The sequence below is a fragment of the Novosphingobium silvae genome, from assembly GCF_009856825.1.
Classification (GTDB): domain Bacteria; phylum Pseudomonadota; class Alphaproteobacteria; order Sphingomonadales; family Sphingomonadaceae; genus Novosphingobium; species Novosphingobium silvae.
The window spans coordinates 206,774-227,663 of the sequence record NZ_WVTD01000002.1; the positions used below are offsets into that span (position 1 = coordinate 206,774).

At 63.8% G+C, this 20,890-nt stretch carries 17 protein-coding genes; 9 read left to right on the forward strand and 8 right to left on the reverse strand.

Annotation, left to right across the window (positions count from 1 at the left end; all coding sequences use genetic code 11):
* The first annotated feature begins 10 nt into the window (after nt 1–10).
* From GR702_RS03990 to GR702_RS04005, 4 genes are all read left to right on the forward strand, one after another.
* Nucleotides 11–325, forward strand: coding sequence for a Rieske (2Fe-2S) protein (locus GR702_RS03990; protein WP_160984676.1), 315 nt, complete (start codon nt 11–13; stop codon nt 323–325).
* A 98-nt stretch (nt 326–423) separates the two neighbouring features.
* Entirely contained in the window at nt 424–1,605 is a 1,182-nt protein-coding gene (locus GR702_RS03995) for an acyl-CoA dehydrogenase family protein (protein WP_160984677.1), read from the forward strand.
* A gap of 1 nt (nt 1,606) precedes the next feature.
* A complete protein-coding gene (locus GR702_RS04000; protein ID WP_160984678.1) occupies nt 1,607–2,620 on the forward strand; it encodes an acyl-CoA dehydrogenase family protein in 1,014 nt (337 codons plus the stop codon).
* 77 nt (nt 2,621–2,697) lie between these two features.
* Nucleotides 2,698–3,648, forward strand: a complete 951-nt coding sequence (locus GR702_RS04005; protein WP_160984679.1) for a cation diffusion facilitator family transporter — start codon at nt 2,698–2,700, stop codon at nt 3,646–3,648.
* Nucleotides 3,649–3,743: 95 nt separating this feature from the next.
* Here GR702_RS04005 and GR702_RS04010 read toward each other — a convergent pair whose 3' ends face one another.
* The 3 genes from GR702_RS04010 to GR702_RS04020 form a co-directional block, all read right to left on the reverse strand.
* Nucleotides 3,744–4,763, reverse strand: a complete 1,020-nt coding sequence (locus tag GR702_RS04010) for an alpha-ketoacid dehydrogenase subunit beta (protein ID WP_202408039.1) — start codon at nt 4,761–4,763, stop codon at nt 3,744–3,746.
* A complete protein-coding gene (locus tag GR702_RS04015; RefSeq protein ID WP_160984680.1) occupies nt 4,760–5,758 on the reverse strand; it encodes a thiamine pyrophosphate-dependent dehydrogenase E1 component subunit alpha in 999 nt (332 codons plus the stop codon). Before GR702_RS04015 ends, GR702_RS04010 begins: the two co-directional genes overlap by 4 nt.
* A gap of 186 nt (nt 5,759–5,944) precedes the next feature.
* A complete protein-coding gene (locus tag GR702_RS04020; protein ID WP_160984681.1) occupies nt 5,945–7,636 on the reverse strand; it encodes an FAD-binding protein in 1,692 nt (563 codons plus the stop codon).
* Between the two features lie 203 nt (nt 7,637–7,839).
* Between GR702_RS04020 and GR702_RS04025 the strand changes: the two genes are divergently transcribed.
* Nucleotides 7,840–8,649: an enoyl-CoA hydratase/isomerase family protein gene (locus GR702_RS04025; protein ID WP_202408040.1), complete on the forward strand. Its 810-nt coding sequence runs from the start codon at nt 7,840–7,842 to the stop codon at nt 8,647–8,649.
* A 108-nt stretch (nt 8,650–8,757) separates the two neighbouring features.
* Here GR702_RS04025 and GR702_RS04030 read toward each other — a convergent pair whose 3' ends face one another.
* The 4 genes from GR702_RS04030 to GR702_RS04045 all read right to left on the reverse strand — a co-directional run bounded on the left by GR702_RS04030 (nt 8,758) and on the right by GR702_RS04045 (nt 14,295).
* The gene (locus GR702_RS04030; protein ID WP_160984682.1) at nt 8,758–9,090 is read right to left on the reverse strand and encodes a hypothetical protein; all 333 of its coding nucleotides are present in this window, start codon (nt 9,088–9,090) and stop codon (nt 8,758–8,760) included.
* Nucleotides 9,091–9,346: 256 nt separating this feature from the next.
* Nucleotides 9,347–10,444, reverse strand: coding sequence for an alpha/beta hydrolase (locus tag GR702_RS04035; protein WP_237449541.1), 1,098 nt, complete (start codon nt 10,442–10,444; stop codon nt 9,347–9,349).
* A 367-nt stretch (nt 10,445–10,811) separates the two neighbouring features.
* On the reverse strand, nt 10,812–13,361 hold the full coding sequence (locus GR702_RS04040) for a penicillin-binding protein 1A (RefSeq protein ID WP_160984683.1): 2,550 nt from the start codon (nt 13,359–13,361) through the stop codon (nt 10,812–10,814).
* Nucleotides 13,362–13,425: 64 nt separating this feature from the next.
* On the reverse strand, nt 13,426–14,295 hold the full coding sequence (locus tag GR702_RS04045) for an N-acetylmuramoyl-L-alanine amidase family protein (RefSeq protein WP_160984684.1): 870 nt from the start codon (nt 14,293–14,295) through the stop codon (nt 13,426–13,428).
* 650 nt (nt 14,296–14,945) lie between these two features.
* On the opposite strand from GR702_RS04045, the gene GR702_RS04050 reads away from it, so the two are divergent.
* Nucleotides 14,946–17,786 carry an Rne/Rng family ribonuclease gene (locus GR702_RS04050; RefSeq protein ID WP_160984685.1) on the forward strand — a complete coding sequence of 947 codons (2,841 nt, stop codon included), beginning with the start codon at nt 14,946–14,948 and terminating at the stop codon, nt 17,784–17,786.
* A gap of 16 nt (nt 17,787–17,802) precedes the next feature.
* Here the strand turns inward: GR702_RS04050 and GR702_RS04055 are convergent, their stop codons facing one another.
* Entirely contained in the window at nt 17,803–17,943 is a 141-nt protein-coding gene (locus tag GR702_RS04055; RefSeq protein ID WP_160984686.1) for a hypothetical protein, read from the reverse strand.
* Nucleotides 17,944–18,422: 479 nt separating this feature from the next.
* Here GR702_RS04055 and GR702_RS04060 point away from each other — a divergent pair, with 479 nt between their 5' ends.
* Genes GR702_RS04060 through zapE form a run of 3 tightly spaced genes read left to right on the forward strand, consistent with a single transcriptional unit; the run spans nt 18,423 to nt 20,814 of the window.
* Nucleotides 18,423–19,205 carry a succinate dehydrogenase iron-sulfur subunit gene (locus tag GR702_RS04060; protein WP_160984687.1) on the forward strand — a complete coding sequence of 261 codons (783 nt, stop codon included), beginning with the start codon at nt 18,423–18,425 and terminating at the stop codon, nt 19,203–19,205.
* A gap of 26 nt (nt 19,206–19,231) precedes the next feature.
* Nucleotides 19,232–19,702 (forward strand): PaaI family thioesterase, encoded by a 471-nt coding sequence (locus GR702_RS04065; RefSeq protein ID WP_337192517.1) that lies wholly within the window; start codon nt 19,232–19,234, stop codon nt 19,700–19,702.
* A complete protein-coding gene (gene zapE / locus GR702_RS04070) occupies nt 19,699–20,814 on the forward strand; it encodes a cell division protein ZapE (RefSeq protein WP_160984689.1) in 1,116 nt (371 codons plus the stop codon). Before GR702_RS04065 ends, zapE begins: the two co-directional genes overlap by 4 nt.
* Nucleotides 20,815–20,890: the final 76 nt, after the last annotated feature.

The window sequence follows — 20,890 nt, forward strand, 5'->3', positions numbered from 1 at the left end:
AACCGGCGCGATGAGTGAAAAAGCATTCGTTGCCGTGGCCAAGCTGGAAGACATTCCTGCAGGCGCCAGGAAAGTGGTGGAGATCGGCGGGGTAAGCGTGATCCTTGTCCATGCAAAAGATCGCATCTTCGCGGTCCGCAACCTTTGCAGCCACGCATACGAGACGCTGGAGTGCGGGAGGGTTCGTGCGGGCTGGATTTCATGCCCGGTGCATGGCGCGCGCTTCGATCTGGAAACGGGAAAGCCGCTGAACCCGCCCGCGACGATGCCGATCGAGACTTACGCAGTCCGCACGATCGGAGACACGATCGAGGTCGCTCTGTGACGGCCGCTTTGCCGCGCTGCGATGCTCATCCAAGCGATATCGCCGGCGCGTAACGCCTGTTCTGGACGTGCGTCGGATCGCTGTGCTTGGACGAGGCGATGACCGATACGCCCGAACTGGAAGCTTTGCGCAGCGAAGTGCGCGCCTTTCTCGCAGCACATGCGCCGCGCAATTGGCGGGCGGCAAGCCGCGCCCAGAGCGACTTCGTCGCGACCCAGCGCGCCTGGTTCGCCCGTCTGGTAGAAGCCGGTTATGCAATTCCGCACTGGCCCGCCGAGTACCCGGGTGGCGGCCGCTCGCTTGCCGAACAGAAAGTGATATACGAGGAACTCGCCAAGGCGGACTGCCCGCGCCTGCTGCTTTCCTTCGTCTCGACCTATCACGCTTTCGCCACCTTGCACGAATGTGGGAGCAGGGAGCAGCAGGAGCGTTATCTCCCGCGCATCCTTGAAGGCGAGACGTGGTGTCAAGGCTTCTCCGAGCCCGGCGCGGGATCCGACCTTGCCGCGATAAAGACCAGGGCAGAGCGCAAAGGCAATGTCTACGTGGTCAGCGGGCAGAAAGTCTGGTCCACCATGGCGCAGTTCGCCGACAAGTGCCTGCTGCTGGTGCGAACGTCTTCGGAAGGCGCGAAGCAGGCGGGCATCACGTACCTGCTCATGGACATGAAAGCGCCCGGCGTCTCCGTTCGGGCAATCCACCAGATCCAGGGCGACGAGGAGTTCGCCGAGATTTTCCTCGACAATGTCGAAATTCCCGTCTCCGAGCGGGTCGGCGAGGAAGGCCGAGGCTGGGCCGTCGCGCAGGCGACGCTCGCGTCGGAACGCGGCTTGACGCTCATGGAACTGTCGTACCGCATGCGCGGAGCCCTAGGCCGAGTGGCACGGCTGATCCGCCAGCACGGGCGTGAAGAGGACCGCGGGGTGCTGCGGGACTTTGGTGCCCTGACCATGCAAGTCGACGCCGTATGCGCGCTTGCCGACCGGTTCCTCGACAATCGCATCAGGGGCATCGAACGAGCAGGGGACGCATCGATCGTCAAGAACAGCTACAGCCGGGCATTGCGTGCCTACTCCAAACTCGGCCTCCGGCTTGGCGGGATGGACGAACAGTATGTGGCGCCGATCACGTTCGGCGACCTCAATACGGGGAACTGGATGGCGGACTTCATGAATTCCTACGCCTGGACGATCGCGGGCGGCAGCGAGGAAGTCCAGCGCAACATCATTGCCGAGCGCATGCTCGACATGCCGCGTGAGCCGAAGGACTGGTCTCTCTGACATGATCGAACTGAACGAACTCACCGATGCAGCCCAGAAGGCGTTCCCAGCCGGCACGCTCTCCCCTTCGCGAGAGAAAAGCTGGCACCTTGCCGCAGAGTTAGGCTGGCTCATGGTTAGATTGCCCGAGGAGGATGGGGGTCTGGGTCTCGGCCGTGAAGCTTCCACCGCTATCCACCACGAGATGGGCCGCGTGCTGTCGACAGCCCCCTTGATCCCGGCGCAGCTTGGTCTCGGAGCGGTGGCGGCAAGCAGCATGGCGAGGCGTTCCGAGTGGCTCGAGCGTCTTGCCGGCGGAGAGTATGCGCCGCTCCACCTCCTGGCCGCGAACCTGAGGGCATCTTCCGGCGGGACAGTCTCAGGCACGGTCTACGGCGTATTCGACGCCGACATGGCAGCCGCGTTCATCGCCAGACTACCCGGCGGCTACGCCCTGATCCCCAGCGGTGCGCCGGGCGTATCTTTCCATGAGCGGCCCATCTGGGACAGGAGCCGCCGCCTGTTCGATCTGGTGCTGGACGGCTACGCTCCCGATTCGGAGTTGAAGTTGGTCGGCACGGAGGCTGCCCCTGCCCTGCACGATCTGCTGGCAGCCGAGGCGCATCTCGCGCTTGCAGCCGACTGTCTTGGCGCTGCCTCTGCCGCGCTCGACATGACGATCGAGTACATGAAGATGCGACGCCAGTTCGGCCGACCCATCGCCATGTTCCAGGCGCTCAAGCACCGGGCCGCAGACATGAAGAGCCGCATCGTCCTGGCCGAAGCCCTGCTTTGGGAGAGGGTCCACAACCTTGATGCCTCAAACATCCAGATGGCCGCCGCAAAGACCCTTTCTGCCGAGGCATTCGCGGCTGTCACCGAAGAAGCCATTCAGCTTCACGGCGGCATCGGACTGACAGAAGAGCACCCGATCCATCGCTTCATGAAGCGCGCGATGCTCAACCTGCAGCTCTGCGGCTCGCCCGATCACTGGAACGAGAAAGCAGGCCGCGAGGCGCTCGCAATGCTGCGCTGAACCGCAGTGAACTACCAGGACCACGGCAGCGGAGCATGCCTTGCAACGCCTGGGCGGCGCCGTCCGTTGTGCACGACATGGCCACTCGATCGCAGCCCCGTTCTCCCGGGCACATCCGCGAAAACATCGTCCTTTACGGGGCGCTTGCCGCCAACCTGGGGATCGCGATAGCCAAGTTCGTGGCGGCCGCGATCGGCGGCTCGTCGGCCATGGCGACGGAAGGCGTCCATTCGCTCGTCGACAGCGGCAACCAGGTGCTGCTGCTCTACGGGCAAAAGCAGGGCCGCCGCGCGCCGGACAACGCGCACCCCTTCGGTTACGGACGCGAGCTCTACTTCTGGGCCTTCGTGGTCGCCATCCTGATCTTTGCAGGCGGCGCCGGCATTTCGATCTATGAGGGCATCGCTCATATTCGCGATCCTCATCCGATTGAGGATCCGATGCTCAGCTACATCGTGCTGGGCATTGCCTTCGTCATGGAAGGTGCTTCCTGGGCGATCGCTGTCCGCGAATTCAACGCTGCGCGTGATGACCAGGGATGGTGGCAGGCGATCCACCGATCCAAGGACCCGCCGGGCTTCATCGTTCTGTTCGAGGACAGCGCTGCGCTCGTCGGCCTCGTTGTCGCCGCACTGGGCATATGGGCAAGCGCGTACTTCGAGGAGCCGCGCCTGGATGGCGCCGCGTCTGTGCTTATCGGACTGGTGCTCGCCGCGGTCGCCGTGCTTCTGGCGCGCGAGTCCAAGGGCCTGCTGATCGGCGAGGCGGCCGATCCTGACCTGATCCGGCAATTGCGCTCCATCATGGAAGGTAATGCCTGCATCACCTCGGTAAATCACGTGCGTACCGTTCACACCGGCCCGGACGCGGTATTCGTCGCCATCAGTGCCGATTTCGACGACCACCTGCCGATGGGAGAGGCCGAGACCCTGATAGAGGAACTGGAAACACGGATGAAGGCTCTCTCGCCCAAGATCACCTCGATCTACATCCGTCCCGAGAAGCGCGAGCAGGCATTCGTCGCGTAAATCGACCGTGTCGTTCACCCAGCCATAATATCGAAAGGCTCTGCTTTCGCGAAACGAGAAAAGGCTTTTCGATATGATAACTTCCGGTCAGCGGCTCACTCGTACGCGCAAAGCGCCTTGGCAGCTTCGGCGATATCGGCAGGCTGTACGAGGAAGGCGTCTTCCAGCGGCTTTGCGAACGGTACGGCGCTGTAAGGCGCACCGAGCCGACGAACGGGTGCCTTCATTTTGCGGAAAAGGGCCTCCTGGATCGTTGCCGCGATCTCGCCGCCGGGCCCGAAGTGACGTACCGCTTCATGAACCACGATCGCCCTGCCGGTCTTTTCGGCCGAAGCAAGGACAGCGTCCTTGTCCCATGGAGAAACCGTGCGCAGATCGATCACTTCTGCGGAAATGCCGGCCGCTTCCAATTCCACGGCTGCGGCCATGCAGTTGGCGACCATTCCCGAGTAGGTAATCAGCGAGATGTGGCTTCCTTCGCGTGCGAGGCGCGCCTTGCCTAGGGGGATTGGGCCCTGGTCGGATGCGACCTCGCCCGGAACGAACAGCGTGCGGCTGTTCTCGATGAAGAGAACCGGATCAGGATCCTGGATGGCCGCGAGCAGCAGGCCCTTGTAATCCGCCGGAGTGGCGGGTGCCACCACCTTGATGCCGGCGGTATGGGCGAACCAGCCTTCATAATGATCCGAGTGCTGCCCCGCCGTCTGCCATCCGGCGCCGGTGAGGGTGCGGATCACAAGCGGAACCTGGCTCTGCCCTCCCGACATGAAACGCAGCTTCGCAGCGTGGTTGACGATCATGTCCATGGCCACTGTGATGAAGTTCATCAGCATGATCTCGGCCACGGGTTTGTAGCCCGCCATGGCAGCGCCCACGGCCGCGCCGACGATGGACTGTTCCGCGATGGGAGTGGAGCGCACGCGCAGATCGCCGAACCTGCTCGACAAGCCGCGGGTCGTACCCATGACGCCGCCGCCCTCGCGATCGGCTACATCCTCTCCGAAGACAAGGACCTTGGGATCTTCCTCCATGGCCTGGAACAGCGCCGCGGTGACGGCGGCCTGCCCGGTCATCTTCAGAGTTTCGGCGACGGGTTCGACGGTATCGGTGCTCATGCCGGAATCTCCTCGGCAAAGACGTCGCGGCGCAGTTCGTCCGCCGACGCGTATCCACTCTCGAAGGCGAAATCGATCGCGTCCTGCACTTCGGCCTCTATTGTCGCCTTCATCTCCTCGAGTTGCGCTTCGGTCGCCGCACCGGTTTCGAGGAGGTGCTGACGAAACAGGACCAGCGGATCCTTCGCGAGGGCCGCTTCCTTCTCTTCCTTGGTCATGTACGAATCATTGTCTCCGAACACATGACCCATAAAGCGGAACGTCTTGCACTCCAGCAGCGTCGGCCCTTCACCGGCGCGCGCACGCTCGATGGCCGCATGGGCATGCGCGTACATGTCATATGGATCGTTTCCGTCGACGGTGTAGCCCGGCATGCCATAGCCGATCGCGCGCTTGGCGATGAAATCCACCGAAGTCGCGTTCTCGTAGCGGGTATGCTCCGCGAAGCCGTTGTTCGAACAGACGAAAACGACCGGCAGCTTCCAGACTGAGGCCAAGTTCAGCGCCTCGTGGAAAGCACCGATATTGCTGGCGCCGTCCCCGAAGTAGGCGACTGTCACACGCCTCGAGCCATCCAGCAGCGAGGCCCAAGCGAAGCCGTTGGCGATCGGCATGGAGGAACCCACGATCCCCGTGGTGACCATCACGCCCGTCTCGGGGTGAGTGAGGTGCATCGGCCCGCCCTTGCCCTTACAGGTGCCATCCACCCGGCCGCAGATCTCCGCCCAGAGCGGGCGCAGCGGCATGCCCTTGGCGACCATGTCGTGGATGCCGCGGTAGATCGTGCAGATCACGTCGTCGTCGGTCATGAGGTTGGACAGGGTGGCGGGAATGACTTCCTGTCCGCGCGCCGAGTAGTAGGGAGCGGTGATGCGACCACGGCGGATCTGCGTCCGCGTAAACTCGTCGTTACGCTCGATCCGTAGCATACGGCGGAAAATGTCGAGCTGCGTGGCGGCGTCGGGGCTCGCCCGGTTTTCCAGTGTCTGGCTCATGAGTCCTCTCTCGAACGGCGGGGCCTGTCGCCCTGCCGATGAGCGGGGCTGAACATAGGTTCAGTACCCGTCGTGTTCATCCATGCAAGGACGAGCGAAACGCCTCAGCGGTATCTCCCGCGAGCCGCAATCCGCCGGGGCTCGCGTGTGTCGCAGCGTGATCGTCATCGCCTCGCCGCACGGTCCTCAGCCGAACTGGTTGCCTAGCCCGGCCGCATGCCTTGCAGCGATCCACCCGAAAGTCATCGATGGACCGACGCTTGCGCCGGCACCTGGATATACCCTGCCCATTGGCGAGGCCGTGGTGACGCCACAAGCATAGAGCCCCGGTATCGGGCGCCCATCCTCTCGCAGGACACGCGAATCGCAGTCGCACACCACGCCGCCGTAAGTGCCGACATCTCCAGGCACGATCGGGATCGCGTAGAACGGCGCCTTCTCGATCGTGCCCATGCACTGGTTTGGGCCGTTCTTGAAGAACGGGTCGCCCAGCCAGTTGTCGTAGGCACGTTCGCCCCGGTGGAAATCCTCGTCCCGGCCGCTGCGTACGAAGCCGTTCCACCGCGCAACGGCACCACCAAGGGCCGCAGGCGGAACGCCGATCAGCGCCGCCAAAGCTTCCACCGTCTCAGCCCGGCGCATCCACCCGGACGCCAGCCACTTCTCCATGTTCTTCTTCGCAGTGCCTTTTCCGGCAACGCCATACTCGTCCATGTACTGCTGATCCATGATCGCCCAGCTCGGGATCGCGGGCACCGTTCGGTTGCGCACTAGCATGTTCTCGCAGAACTCCTCGTAGGATCCGCCCTCGTTCATGTAGCGTACGCCCGTTTGATCCACCTGGATGGCGTGAGGCTTGCCGGTGGTGCTCTGGGTTCCCGGCTTGACGTAGTCGGTGTCCCAACCGGGTGCCTCGCTCATCTGGAAGCCCACCATCTGATCCATCTGGGCAAGCTGCGCGCCCTTGGCGGCAAGCTCGATGTGCATGTCGCCCGTGTCGGTCTCGATCCCGTTCGACCATTTGGCCTGAGTGCCAGGCATGTACCGATCGCGCATCGCCTGATTCATCGCGAAGCCCCCGGCGTTGATCAGGATCCCCAGCCGCGCGCCCACCCGCCATGGCCTGCCGTCCCTTGCAGTGATGACCCCGACCGATCGGTCCCCGTCCATGATCAACTCGCTGACGGGTGACCCGGTACGTATCTCGGCCGCCTTCCGGTCCAGCACCGCCTTCAGCATGCGGCCCTGCAGCGCTGCGCCTGCGGTGACCCAGTGCTTGCCCGTCAGCTTCCCCGCCACGAACTTCAGGGCGATCTTGAGGAAGATCCTCTTGATCTTCCACGAGTGCTTCATGAACGGCAGTTTCATGCCGTCGTCGAGCCGGACGGGCACTTCGAGGAAGCCCTGGCGCAGCTTGGACGCCCAGTCCTTTCCCAGCTCGTTCTTGTCGAAAGGCAGTGCCGTCACGGTGCGGCTCGTCTTCACCCCGCCTGGCAGCTCGTCGTAGTAATCTGGCCAGAAGGTGGATCCGCGTTCCATCTTCACGCCCTGACCGACAATGAAGTCCAGCATCTTGGGCGCCTCGACGGCATATGTCCGACGCCGCGCGGGACTGGTGCCGGGCGAGTCCGGCCCGTCGGGAACCACGGCATCCAGGTAGCGGCAGGCCTGCTCGAGGCTGTCTTCCCCAGGGTTCATGAAGCGATTGGCGGGAATCCACATGACCCCGCCCGACTTGCACGTGGTTCCACCCACCCATTGTGCCTTCTCGAGGATGACGACGGACTTGCCCGCCTGCTTCATCAGCAGCGCGGACGCCATCGATCCGGCACCGCTGCCCACGACCACCCAGTCGAAAACCTCGTCGAACTGCGCCATGGTGCCTGCTCCTCTGCCCGTCGTGCTGCGCTGCTGCGCATGCGTTCAGCCCGGTAGATCGGACTTAGGCTCCTTTGGCAACGAGGTGGCGGCTTGCAGCCGCAGGTTTCGCCCGGGCGAAACGTTGGCATTCCGATGCCTTTTCCCGTGGCCACGGCGATGCCGCTGCTATGAAGGGGAGCAGAGAGAGGAAGCGCTGCCAGATGAACGATATCATGCCCGCCCTGCCCGCCTTGAAGACAATCGAGATAACCCGCGAAGGCCGGTTGCTGCGCATGACCTTCAATCGCCCGGACGCGCTCAACGCCATAAATCTCCAGCTTCACGACGATATGGCTGAGGCGATGTTGTTCGCCCAGGTGGACACCGGATCTGACGTGATCGTTCTTACGGGGGCGGGGCGCGCCTTCTCCGCCGGAGGTGATCTCGACCACATCGAAAAGAACGCTCGCAATCCGCATCTTTTCGACCACGAAACCCGTGTCGCCAAGCGGATCGTGTCTACCATGCTCGACATCGACAAGCCTGTGATCTGCCGGATGAACGGCCATGCGGTAGGCCTTGGTGCCACGTTGGCGCTGCTGTGCGACGTGATCTTCGCCGCCGAGGGGGCACGGATCGGCGACCCCCACGTCAGCCTTGGACTGGTTGCCGGAGACGGCGGCGCGGTTATCTGGGCACAGCGGATCGGGCTTACCCGCGCGAAGGAATACCTCCTCACGGGAGAGCTGCTCACTGCAGCGAAGGCCGCCGAGATCGGCCTCGTCAACCACTGCGTCCCTGCCGACGAACTCGACGCACGGGTCGATGCCTTCTGCGCAAATCTGCTGAAAGGCGCCACGGTCGCCATTCGGGCGACGAAAATCCTGACCAACCTCGAACTCAAGCGCCTGGCGACCTCGCTGATGGACGCGGGCATCGCCTATGAAAGCCTCAGCGTCCGAAGCGCGGACCACCTTGAAGGTATTCAGGCGCTGAAGGAGAAGCGGCTCCCCCGCTTCATCGGACGATAGGCCGAGCGCCGAACAGGGGCTGAAGGTACGGGGATGAACCGCTACTCGCCCCTCCGCAGTAAGCAGGGGCACCGACCCCCCGTTTCCCGTTCAAAGTGGATTTCTCCGTTATCGTGGAACCACGCGTTCGCCCAGTTCGGTGAACAGCGCGGTGTAGCAGGTGCCGAAATCCTGCGCGTCGCTATGGGTCAGCTCTCCCGCCTGCGAAGCCGCCCCAAGCGCGCCTAGGAAAGCGGCCGGATTTTCCGCCTCCACGTCGTAGATGGCGAGGAACTCGTTCTCGTCGCTGCCCATCACCCTGGCGGCAAGCTCGTACCGCTGCGCTCCTGCCATGCCGAAATTGTTCACGAGCTCAGGCAGGTGCTTGGTATCATACCACTCATGGTACTCCGCTTCCCGGCCGGGCTGCGGGCGAGTGAGTGCGACAAGCTTCATTTTCATGGCATCTCTCCTGATTGCTGCGGCCAGCATCCTCCCGCCCTGACATTCATGCAAGGGGCCGCTCTACAAGCCCCAAAACCATCGCCCCGCCGTGCTTCTGCCGGCGGATAGTAAGGGAATGGACCAGGGGGCGCGCGACCATTGAAGCGCGTTTTACGTCAGCATCGCACTCATACTGAGGCCCAGTCAGACGACAGAACGCGGTTCAAAAGCTTGCGGGTTCATCACACCGGAGCGTCATGCCGACAGGCGCCTGTCAATTTCCAGCAGCGGTTCCCTTGCCAAGCATCGTCCGGGCGACGTTCAGGAAGGCGACGGTGTCTGCCTGGGCTGAAGGAATGGCTTTGCGGAAAGTGGCGAAGCCGTGGATCAGCCCCTTGCCTTCATAGAACGCGGTCGGAACGCCTGCTTCCACCAGCTTCGCCGCATAGGCCCGCCCCTGATCGCGCAGGGGATCGAGCGACGCGGTGACGAGCACGGTCGGCGGCAGACCGGCAAGACTGCCCAGGATCGGAGAGGCCCGCAGGCTCTTTGCATCGGCTGCATAGTGCCGGGTGAAGCTTGCCATGCTCTTGGCGTCGAGCATGTAGCCTTCGCCCAGCTCCGAGTTGGACGGGTACTGCTTGATGAAGTCGGTGGCGGGGTAGATCGGTATCTGCATGACGACTGGGACTGCCGCGGGCCTGTCGCGCAGCGCTGCCGCCGTCACCAGCGTGAGATTGCCGCCCGCGCTGTCGCCGCTGAGGACGAGACCCGTGAACTCGCGTCCGAACGCCTCGCCGTTCGCTGCGACCCAGCGTGCGGCCGCCTCCCCGTCGTCCGGCGCGGCAGGCCACGGGTTTTCAGGCGCCAGCCGATACTCCACCGAGACGACCGGAAGGTCCAGTTGGCGGGAGATCTCGGCCGCAAGGCCGGCGTGGGTGTCGATGCTGCCAAGGACATAACCGCCGCCGTGATAGAACACGACTACCGGACCTGGCGTCCGTTCAGCGCGAACGTCGAACAGGCGCAGCGCGATGGCGCCTCCCGGGCCGGGCATCGTCAGGTCCTTCGTCATGACGTCGCCCATGGGTAGGTCCTGTTGCGACATGGCCGCAAGCGCGGCAGGCGGCAGCTTGTGGATCTGTTCCAGCATCTCGCGCGTGAAATCCGGCTGCGGCTTAGCGTAGAAAGCGCGCAGATAAGCCTGCACATCCGCCCGAACATAGGGTTCGGCAGTCTGGGAGTGCGGCGCCGTGTCGTGAGTGGCAGCCGATGACGCCTTGTCTGCCTCGGCAATGACCGGGGCTGACGCGACAAGCGCGGCACCCATGGCAAGCAGCAGGCGGAAGGCGGGCTTTCTCGGCATTTTCATCGTCCACTCCCTCTCGAACATAGATTTTCCCTGAACGTTGCAGTGCCCTGTGCGGATCAACAGTCCCGCACCGGCTCCCGCCGTGTTCAATCGACAATCTCGCAGGAAAGCGCGCCAAGGCAATAGAAGGTAAGCGCCGCCGAAATTTCGCGATGCCAGGCAGCCGCAGCGCGATACTCGCGGCGCATCGTCCCGAACTCGACCAAGCTGCGCAGCACCGCCGCCCGGTGAGTTCACCCGAAATCATTAGCCCTCATCGCGCGGGCCTCAAATGCCTTCAAGCACGGTGCGAAGGACCACCAAGGCGTGCTTCGTACATTCGTCTCCGTGAAGACAGCGGCGCTCTCGCCGTCAGCCGGGAAAGACTTCAGTACACACCGCCTTGTTGCTCGGCGAAGTTGCCGGTGTCACCGTGATGAACGGCAGCAGCCCGTTCGCGCACCTCGCGAGCATTGCGGATCTGCGCCACGAGAGCGTCACGACGACGGGTGAACTCGTCTTCGGCGGTGTACTGGCGCGGCTCGGTATCCGGCTTGAAGGCCTCCCAGATCACGGCTGCTTTCGGCTCGTCGCCCGGCTCCGCACCCATGACCCGCTTCCCGGTCACACGATCGATCCGGACCATCCGGATTCCTGCCGGAGCAACGAAAGGCTGGCTGGTCCAGCGATCGCGCGTTGCCTCGACTACATCCTTGAATATCGGCGCGGCGATGCGGCCGCCCTGAGCATAACCACCAAGCGAGCGCGGCGAATCGTAACCCATGTAGACACCGCCTACGTAATCCTGGTTGCCGCCCATGAACCACACGTCGGTGGGGCCGTTGGTCGTCCCGGTCTTGCCGAACAGCGGAAGCTTCAGATCCCGCAGGCGCTCCGCCGTGCCACGGGTGACGACGCCTTCGAGCATGTGGACCACCTGATAAGCCGTCGCGGCATCAAGCACCTGCTTGCCCTTGCGCTGGACGCGCGGCATCGGTTTGCCGTCCCACTGCGCCATGTTGCACGCGTCGCACTGGCCGCGATCGGCCCGCCAGATCACCTTGCCGTTGCGGTCCTGAACATAGTCAATCACCGAACCCGAGAACTGCACGCCGTTGTTGGCGAGCGCGGCGTAGGCGTTGATCATACGCGCAACCGTGGTCTCTCCCGCGCCCAGGGCGAAGGACAGATACGACTTGTAGTCGCCGATGCCGACATTGTGGAAAGTGCGCGTGACCTTCTTCATGCCGACATCGTTGGCAACGCGCACGGTCATCAGGTTGCGCGACTGCTCAAGACCCCAGCGCATGGTGTGGCTGCCAGAACCGCCCGCGCCGCCGAAGTTGCGGAAGCACTTGTTGCCCAGGCCCGCACCCTGGAACACGCAGAATGTGCCGTCCAGCACCTGAGTGGCGGGCGTCATGCCGTTCTGCAGCGCGGTTGCGTACACGAACGGCTTGATCGTGGAACCGGGCTGGCGCTCGGCCTGGACGGCGCGGTTGAACGAGTCCAGACCGGAATCGAAGCCACCCTGCATCGCGACGATGCGCCCCGTAGCCGGTTGCTCGATGACCATGCCACCCGAGACTTCGGGCACGCCCCGCAGAGCCCACGCCCCGCCTCCCAAAGGAGCGGCCGTCACGAGATCGCCGGCCCTTGCACGCTCGGGTATGTTGGTCAGGGTGCCGATATCGCCGTCCGAGAACCCGATGCGTCCGCTTCCGGTGCCGGCAGCCGGCGCTTCCAGGATCACGCCGACGCGCCAATCCTTGTAGTCGACCGTCTTGTTGGCGACGACCAACTGCGACTGCCAGTTCTCTAGATCGTCAAGATGGGCAATCGGCCCCACCCAGCCCCTGTTGCCGTGGTAGCGCAGCAGCCCTGCGCGCAACGCGTCGCGCACGGCCTTCTGCATTGCGGTGTCGAGCGACGTGCGCACCCAGAGACCGCCTGCGTAGACGCTGTTTGGCCCGTCCTCCGCCTTCTCGCCGTAACGGTCGATGAGACGGCGGCGCACTTCCTCCACGAAATAGCCATTGGACGGCTCGTATGCATTTCCACGCTGGGTGACGAGGCCGAGCGGCTCCGCCTTGGCCGCAGCCGCCGCCTGCTCGGTGGCCCAGCCATTGCGGACCATCTGGTCGAGCACCCAGTTGCGCCGCTCGATCGCGCGCGCCTCGTTCTTCCTGCGCCCGTAGACTTCGGGCGCACGCGGAAGGATCGCCAGGAATGCGGCCTGGCTTAGCGTCAGGTCCTCCACGTCCCGGTCGAAGTAGGCGCGCGACGCCGCCTGCACACCGAACGAGCGTCTGCCGAGCGGGATTTCGTTGAGGTAGAGTTCGAGTATCTGCTGCTTGGTCAGTACGCCTTCGATACGGCGGGCCAGCACCATCTCCTTGAGCTTGCGAGTGACGGAATACTCGTCGCCGATTAGGATGTTCTTGGCCACCTGCTGCGTGATCGTCGAACCGCCCTTGGCGCGCACGCCGGTGCCGTACTTCGAGGCATAATCGACCACCGCGCCGGCCAGGCCGCCGATGTCGACGCCGCCATGCGACCAGAAGGTGCGATCCTCGGCCGAGAGGAAGGCGTTGACGAGCGGCCGCGGGAAATCGACGTAGCGCAACTGCACCCGCCTTTCCCGTGCATAGGAATAGACGATTTCGCCATCCATGCCGCGCACCATCGTTGGCAAGGGCGGCTGGTATTCCAGCAGCTTGCCTGCGTCCGGCATGTCGCGCGTCAGGACGACCCAAAAACCGGTAAGCCCCACGAGGCCGGCCAGGCACACATAGCTGAACCGTCGCAGCCACTTGCGCTCACGCCATGCCTTTCCAACCGACCGCCTGAGGCCGGCGATGCCGCCACTGGCTTCGCGGCGGATGCGGAAGGTCGCGTCTTCGGGAGGCTGCTCGCCGGGGTCGTTCGCGTCGGTCATTGCGTTCGCCCTCTAGCACGGCCCTTTTACGCAAGGCCAGATGCCTTGGCAGCGAAGCGCGCGATCAGGCACCGGATCGCCGCGCGAAGTAGGCGCGGATCGCGCGGGCAGCTGCATTCGCAAGCGCCTCCTGCCCCTTGCGCGATCCCAGCACCTGCGCATCTTCCGCATTGTTGATGTAACCGGTCTCGAACAGGATCGAGGGAATATCCGGAGCCTTCAGCACCGCCAGCGCCGCAGTTTCGGGTTGCTCGCGGTGGAGCCCCTTGCCGCTCTCGGACAGTTCACGCAGGAGCAGGGTCGCGGCCTGAGTGGAACCTGCTTGTGCCCGGCGCTGCGAAAGGTCGAGGAGGATCGCACCGACGCTTGCGTTCGCCTCGGAAAGAGCGATCCCGTTGATCCGGTCCGCGCCGTTCTCGCGCCGGGCAAGCCGCGTCGCCGCGTCGCTCGAACCTCTTTCGGAAAGGACGTAGACGCTCGCTCCGCGCGCCGAATCGCTTTCAGCACTGTCGGCATGGATGGAAATGAAAAGGTCCGCGTTCAATCGTCTGGCAATGTCGGGCCTGTCGGCCAGCGCGATGAAGCGGTCGGTGTCGCGGGTGAGCGCGACCCGCAAGCCACCACCCTCCAGAAGTCGCTGCCGCAGCGACAGCGCAATGTGCAGCGCCACTGCCTTCTCCTGGAGCCCGCCGTGCCCTGCCCCCGGATCGAAGCCGCCATGCCCCGGATCGATGACCACCAGCGGCCGGCTGGCGTCCGCTGGGCCGTCAACTCGCGGAAGGCCGACTGGTGCGTCTATGCTTGGAAGGTCGAAGCGCACCACATAGTCGAACGCCCCCGTTCGCGGTGCGATCACCCCCTTGGTCACAAGCACGCAGAGCAGTATTGCGACAGGGATGCAAAGAAGCAGGATCATCTGCAGAGCGCGCGACATGGCCGATTGACTAGGTCTACATCATCCGCTCCGCAATCGCCTGCGCCCCGGCTTTCCCACCGATTTCTGCGGATCGCCGCGCGGCAAACGGCGGCGGGTCCAAGGAACTTGCCGTGGTGGAACTTGGATGCTACGCCTGTCACACCGAGGCCATGCTTTCGGTCCTCGCATTCCGGAACAACATCACCATATGGTGCCGGGCAAGGACCGGTTCAGTATGCCCCGGCGCCAGGGAACCGGGAATCCTTCCGGAAGACCTCACAGGTTGAAGCGAGCCATGAGAAGCCAATTGCCGCCCTGCCAGCCGACGCCCGACCGGGCGGTGGCGGCGTGGTCGCAATTTTCCGCGCGTGCCTTTACGCCGCGCGATCTTCCCCTCGCAGACACATGCGCACGCCTGCTGCCAATTGCTCGCAGGTCAGCTCATACTTTCGCCGCGCACGAGGCGCTGGATTGCCTCGTCTCTTCGCCGCTTCGGAAGCGGCAGATGCAAACGCACGAACATGCCCGCGAAACGTCGCGCCGAACAATGGGCCTCGCCGCAAACGGCTGGGCCTTCTTCGCGCTTCGGGGCAAATCCGCAGACAACGAACACAATCGCGCTCCCCTGGCTGATCCGGCCGGGCGTGAGCGCGCACGGAGACTATCAAATGGCAACGCGCATGCTTATCGATGCGCGCCACCCGGAAGAAACGCGGGTGGCGGTCGTCAAGGGCAACCGGATTGAAGAATTCGATTTCGAGTCCACTGAACGCAAGCAGATAAAGGGTAACATCTACCTCGCGAAGGTGACCCGCGTGGAGCCTTCGCTCCAGGCTGCCTTCGTCGACTTCGGCGGCAATCGCCACGGCTTCCTCGCCTTCAGCGAGATCCATCCCGACTATTATCAGATCCCCAAGGAAGACCGCGAGGCGTTGCTGGCCGAAGAGGCCGCCCACGCCGAAGAGGAAGCCGCGCTCCGCGCAAGCGAGGGTGACGACGAGGACGAGGACGAGTTCGGCGACGATGATGGCGGCCTGACCGAGGTCGACACGTCCGAGAAGGATCATGTCGCAACGATCGAGGATGGTTCCGTCGAGAACCCGTTCCACGCGGACGACGAGGCCGAGAACTCCGAGGAAGAAGGCGAAGCCGGATCTGAAGGTTCGGGCCGCAGGGGGCGTGGGCGTCGCCGCCAGGGCCGTTCGTCGGGCCGCTCCAAGGAGGCCGACGACCTGCGCGCGAAGCGCATGGCACTGCGTCGTCGTTACAAGATTCAGGACGTCATCCACCGCCGCCAGGTGCTGCTCGTGCAGGTTGTCAAGGAAGAGCGTGGCAACAAGGGCGCGGCGCTGACCACCTATCTCAGCCTTGCCGGCCGTTATTGCGTGCTAATGCCGAACTCCAGCCATGGCGGCGGCATCAGCCGGAAGATCAGTTCCGCCTCTGACCGCAAGCGCCTGAAGTCGATCATTTCGGAGCTGAACCTGCCGCGCAGCATGGGCTGCATCGTGCGCACCGCCGGGCTCCAGCGCACCAAGACCGAAATCAAGCGCGATTTCGACTACCTTGCGCGGCTCTGGGACGACCTGCGCGAAGTAACTCTGCGCTCCGCGGCGCCGACGCTGATCCACTCGGACAGCGACCTCATCAAGCGCGCGATCCGCGACATCTACAATCGCGACATTGAGGAAGTCGTTGTCGAGGGCGAGGAAGGCTACCGCGCCGCACGCGACTTCATGAAGTTGCTGATGCCCAGCCACGGCCGCAAGGTTAAGCCGTATTCCGACCCGGTCCCGCTGTTCCAACGCTACGGCGCGGAAGACCAGCTGACGGCGATGTACGACCCTGTCGTGCAGCTTAAGTCGGGCGGTTACATTGTCATCAACCCGACCGAGGCGCTCGTCTCGATCGACATCAACTCGGGCCGCGCCACTAAGGAGCACGGGATCGAGCAGACGGCGGTCGCCACCAACCTCGAGGCCACAGGCGAGATCGCCCGCCAGCTCCGCCTGCGCGACATGGCCGGTCTCGTCGTGATCGACTTCATCGACATGGAGTACGGCTCCAACGTCCGCAAGGTCGAGAAGGCGATGAAGGAAGCGCTCAAGAACGATCGCGCGCGCATCCAGGTTGGCCGCATCTCGAGCTTCGGCCTCATGGAGATGAGCCGCCAGCGCCTTCGCACCGGTGTGCTGGAAGCGACCACGCGCTCGTGCCCGCACTGCGATGGTACTGGCCTCGTGCGTACCGCCAGCTCGGCAGGCCTGTCCGCGCTTCGCCTCATCGAGGACGAGGCTGCCAAGGGCAAGGGCGTGGTCGTCTCGCTGTTCGCCTCGACCGAGGCTGCGATCTACCTCCTGAACGCCAAGCGCACCGACCTTGCCGATATCGAGGACCGCTACGGCGTGACCGTGGAAGTGATCCCCGAGGGCGAGAACGAAGGCGCGAAGATGCGCGTGATCTCTTCCGGTCCGCGCAACGAGTTCGTGCCCCGCTTCGATCCGATCGCAGAGGACGTCGAGGACGACTTCATCATCGAGGAGGAAGAAGAGGAGGAAGAGGAAGAGATCGGCCGCGACGAAGCCGCTTCCGCTGAGCGTCCTCGCGAGCGAGCCGAGGGCGACGAAGGCGAAGGACGTGGCCGCAAGCGCCGCAAGCGCCGCCGTGGTCGCAACCGCGATCGCCGTGACGAAGACGGTGCCGAAGCTTCGGATGCCGAAGCCGACGCTGCCGACGACGCGGAAGACGAGGCCGACACCGAGGCTGAAAACGAGGCCGAAGGCACCTTTGAGGGTGACACCGACGAAGGCAGCGACGCGCCGAAGAAGCGTCGCCGTCGCGGCGGTCGTCGCCGTCGTGGTCGCCGTGGAGAAGGCGAAAACGGCTTCGAAGGCGAGAACGGCAGCGATGGCGAAAACGGCAGCGATGGCGAAAGCAACGAGAGCGCTGACGAGCCCGCCGAAGACGCCGAGCCTGCGCAGGTCGTCGAAGCTGCGAGCGAGCCGGAGCTTACCGCAGCCGAGCCGGTTGCCGAGGAAGTGCCCGCCAAGCCCAAGCGCACGCGTCGCAAGAAGGCAGATGCCGAGGCTGCGCCTGACTCTGCCGTCGAGCCGGTTGCCGAGCAAGTGCCCGCCAAGCCGAAGCGTGCACCCCGTCGCAAGAAAGCCGAAACGGTCGATGCTCCAGCGGAAGCCACCGTCGAGCCGGTTGCAGAGGAGGCGCCGGCCAAGCCGAAGCGGGCGCCGCGCCGCAAGAAGGCAGACGTGGAGGCCGCCGAGGCTCCTGCGGAACCTGCTGGCGCCGAAGCACCCGCGAAGCCCAAGCGTGCACCGCGACGCAAGAAGGCGGAAGCTGGAACGGACGAAGCTGTGACGGCCCAGGCAGAAACCGCCGCAGTGGCAGAAGCCACCACTGACGAAGGGCCTGCTGACGATGTCGCTTCCGGAGAGTCCCAGCTCTCTGACGGAAGCCCTCGTCGCGGCTGGTGGCAGCGCACGTTCGGCAACTAAGATTTCCGAGCCAGGTTCAGGCGCCGCGCGCGATCTTCGGATCACGCGCGGCGCTTGTCGTTTCGGCAATTCGCGTTTCTTCTCTGCCTGGCAGCCGCTCGCGCGCCGCAGGAGTCGGCTGGCGGCTATTCAGCAACTCAAGAAAATCTTCGAACACGAGCTATAGCCCTGGTGTCGAACGCTGTTTCGATGTCAGCGAGACACGCCTGCGCCGCGCGCGCATCCTGGTAACGGCTCCTCTCCGCAAAGGCAGCGCGACAGATCGCAGCCCTGCCAACGCTTCGCGTTAGGGGACGTACCACCTCCAGCCTCGCCCGCAGTGCCATGTCGCGCATCTCCATTGCTCCGAGGAGGAGCAACGGACCGTCTTTCCGCACATCCACCCTTCCCGGTTTTTGACGGGAAACAGCACCTGCCCTGAATGGCGCTCTGCGCGATCTCGGATACTTGCCTGTCGGCGAGAGAAAAATGCCTCTCTCTCGCGCCACCCAGGCTGCGAACACCTCGCAACAGGCTGAAACGATTGCTTGCAGAGCGCCCCTGACCTTTGTCACCCCTTGCCCTGCCGCGTCGAATCGCTAGAGGGGTCACATCAGTCGCGGTTCATGCCGCAGTGCAAGATCACGGGGATTCTTCATGGCGACCTTCACCCTCCCGGCCAACAGCAAGATCAAGAAGCAGGGCAAAGTCCACAAGGCCGAGGGTGCCGCCAAGGTGAAGAAGTTCACCGTGTACCGCTACGACCCGGATTCGGGCGAGAACCCGCGGTACGACACGTTCGAGATCGATCTCGAGAACTGCGGTCCAATGGTCCTCGACGCGCTCATCAAGATGAAGAGCGAAGCCGATCCGTCGCTGACGTTCCGCCGCTCGTGCCGCGAAGGCATTTGCGGTTCGTGCGCCATGAACATGAACGGCAAGAACGGCCTTGCGTGCACCACCGCCATCGAAGACCTCAAGGGCGATATCCGTATCACCCCCCTGCCCCACATGGACGTGATTAAGGACCTCGTACCGGACTTCACGCACTTCTATGCGCAGTATGCCTCGATCCGTCCCTGGCTGCAGACCGTCTCGACCACTCCGTCGGGCAAGGAGCGTCTGCAGAGCCCCGAACAGCGCGAGAAGCTGGACGGCCTTTACGAGTGCATCCTGTGCGCATGCTGCTCCACCTCGTGTCCAAGCTACTGGTGGAACTCGGACAAGTTCCTCGGCCCGGCCATCCTGCTGCAGGCCTATCGCTGGCTTGCGGACAGCCGTGACGAGATGACCGGTGAGCGTCTCGACGAGTTGGAGGATCCGTTCCGCCTCTACCGCTGCCACACCATCATGAACTGTGCGAACGTATGCCCGAAGGGTCTTTCGCCAGCCCGCGCGATCGCCGAGATAAAGAAGATGCAGGCAGAGCGTCAGGTCTGAAGCCCTCGCGGGACTCAGCTGGCGCTGTGACCAGGAGCACCTTTACTTACGAGCCCGACCCGGAATTCCCCGGCTGGCACACGTGGAAGCTGGACAACGGTGCGAGGTTCAACTCGCTGGGCCTTGGCCGAATGATCGTCCGGCGCGAGGGCGAGCGCTTCTCTCGCGTTCGTCTGGTCCACACCGAGGAGCGCCACAGTAACGTGCATGGGAACGTTCACGGCGGTGTTACCATGGCGCTGATCGACGTGGCCATGTTCGCCGCCATGTTCACTGTGCTCGGAACAGACGCCGCAGGCGCGGTCACGCTGGATCTCCATAATCAGTTCATCGGCGCGGCCCGTATCGGCCGACCTCTCGACATCGTCACGGAAGTCGTGAAGGAAACGCGGCGCCTCGTCTTCCTGCGCGGCACTGCGGAGCAGGAAGACCATCTGGTCGCCAGCTTCATGGGCACCTTGCGCAAGCCTTCAAGCCCAGTGGAACATGCTCGATGACCGCGATGCTCGAACGGTACGAGACGCTGGTCGCCACCGGCGAACTGCGGTCCGATACCGAACAGGCCGCCGCTGCCGAGCGCCTGGATCGCCTGCAGCGCGCGCTTTACAAGGCGCAATCCTCAACGGGCTTGCTCGGCAAGCTGCTTGGCAAGAAGCCAGCGCCGCCCCGCGGCGTTTACATGTGGGGCGGGGTTGGTCGCGGCAAGTCCATGCTCATGGACCTATTCGTGCAAACGCTCGATATCCCTGGCAAGCGGCGCATCCACTTCCACGCCTTCATGCTGGAGGTCCACGCCCTTCTTCGTGACGAGCGCAAGAAGGAGACAGGCGATCCGATTCCGCCGGTGGCCGCAACGATCGCGCGAAATGTCAGGTGCCTCGCCTTCGACGAGATGGTGGTAAACAACTCCGCCGACGCGATGATTATGAGTCGTCTGTTCACACACCTTATCGTGAACGAAGGCGTGACGGTCGTCACCACCTCGAACCGTGCACCGTCGCAGTTGTACAAGGACGGCCTGAACCGCGAACACTTCCTGCCCTTCATCGCGCTGATCGAGCAGGAACTCGACGTGCTGACGCTTAACGGACCGACGGACTATCGCATGCAGCGCCTGGGCGGCATGGCCACATGGCACGTTCCGCTGGGTGAAGCGGCGACGCAGGCTGCGCGCGAGGCTTTCTACCGTCTCACCGACTATCCGCCGGAGGATAGCGAGCATGTGCCATCCGCTGACCTCGACGTGGGCGGCGGGCGGACACTGCACGTTCCCAAAAGCCTCAAGGGCGTGGGTGTGTTCAGCTTCAAGCGGCTGTGCGGCGAAGCGCGGGGAGCGGCCGATTACCTGGCCATTGCTCGCGCTTACCATACGGTGATCCTGGTAGGCATACCCCGAATGGGGCCTGATCGCCGAAACGAGGCAGCACGGTTCGTGACCCTGATCGACGCGCTCTACGAGAACAAAGTCAAGTTGATTGCGGCAGCCGATGCCGAACCTGAGGATCTGTATCAATCAGGAACCGGTCGATTCGAATTCGAGCGCACCGTTAGCCGTCTCAACGAGATGCAGAGCGCGGACTATCTTGCGCTTGGCCATGGGGAGGGTTGATCTTCGTTAGCTAACATTGGTCTGCGTACCGCTGCACAGGTTGCATGTGTAGCCAGTGTGACGCTGTAAAGAAGGG

Bases quoted from the DNA above. Each gene is read 5' to 3' on its own strand.
- GR702_RS03990 (WP_160984676.1), top strand. From the start codon at position 11: ATGAGTGAAAAAGCATTCGTTGCCGTGGCCAAGCTGGAAGACATTCCT.
- GR702_RS03995 (WP_160984677.1), top strand. From the start codon at position 424: ATGACCGATACGCCCGAACTGGAAGCTTTGCGCAGCGAAGTGCGCGCC.
- GR702_RS04000 (WP_160984678.1), top strand. From the start codon at position 1,607: ATGATCGAACTGAACGAACTCACCGATGCAGCCCAGAAGGCGTTCCCA.
- GR702_RS04005 (WP_160984679.1), top strand. From the start codon at position 2,698: ATGGCCACTCGATCGCAGCCCCGTTCTCCCGGGCACATCCGCGAAAAC.
- GR702_RS04010 (WP_202408039.1), bottom strand. From the start codon at position 4,763: ATGAGCACCGATACCGTCGAACCCGTCGCCGAAACTCTGAAGATGACC.
- GR702_RS04015 (WP_160984680.1), bottom strand. From the start codon at position 5,758: ATGAGCCAGACACTGGAAAACCGGGCGAGCCCCGACGCCGCCACGCAG.
- GR702_RS04020 (WP_160984681.1), bottom strand. From the start codon at position 7,636: ATGGCGCAGTTCGACGAGGTTTTCGACTGGGTGGTCGTGGGCAGCGGT.
- GR702_RS04025 (WP_202408040.1), top strand. From the start codon at position 7,840: ATGAACGATATCATGCCCGCCCTGCCCGCCTTGAAGACAATCGAGATA.
- GR702_RS04030 (WP_160984682.1), bottom strand. From the start codon at position 9,090: ATGAAAATGAAGCTTGTCGCACTCACTCGCCCGCAGCCCGGCCGGGAA.
- GR702_RS04035 (WP_237449541.1), bottom strand. From the start codon at position 10,444: ATGAAAATGCCGAGAAAGCCCGCCTTCCGCCTGCTGCTTGCCATGGGT.
- GR702_RS04040 (WP_160984683.1), bottom strand. From the start codon at position 13,361: ATGACCGACGCGAACGACCCCGGCGAGCAGCCTCCCGAAGACGCGACC.
- GR702_RS04045 (WP_160984684.1), bottom strand. From the start codon at position 14,295: ATGTCGCGCGCTCTGCAGATGATCCTGCTTCTTTGCATCCCTGTCGCA.
- GR702_RS04050 (WP_160984685.1), top strand. From the start codon at position 14,946: ATGGCAACGCGCATGCTTATCGATGCGCGCCACCCGGAAGAAACGCGG.
- GR702_RS04060 (WP_160984687.1), top strand. From the start codon at position 18,423: ATGGCGACCTTCACCCTCCCGGCCAACAGCAAGATCAAGAAGCAGGGC.
- zapE (WP_160984689.1), top strand. From the start codon at position 19,699: ATGACCGCGATGCTCGAACGGTACGAGACGCTGGTCGCCACCGGCGAA.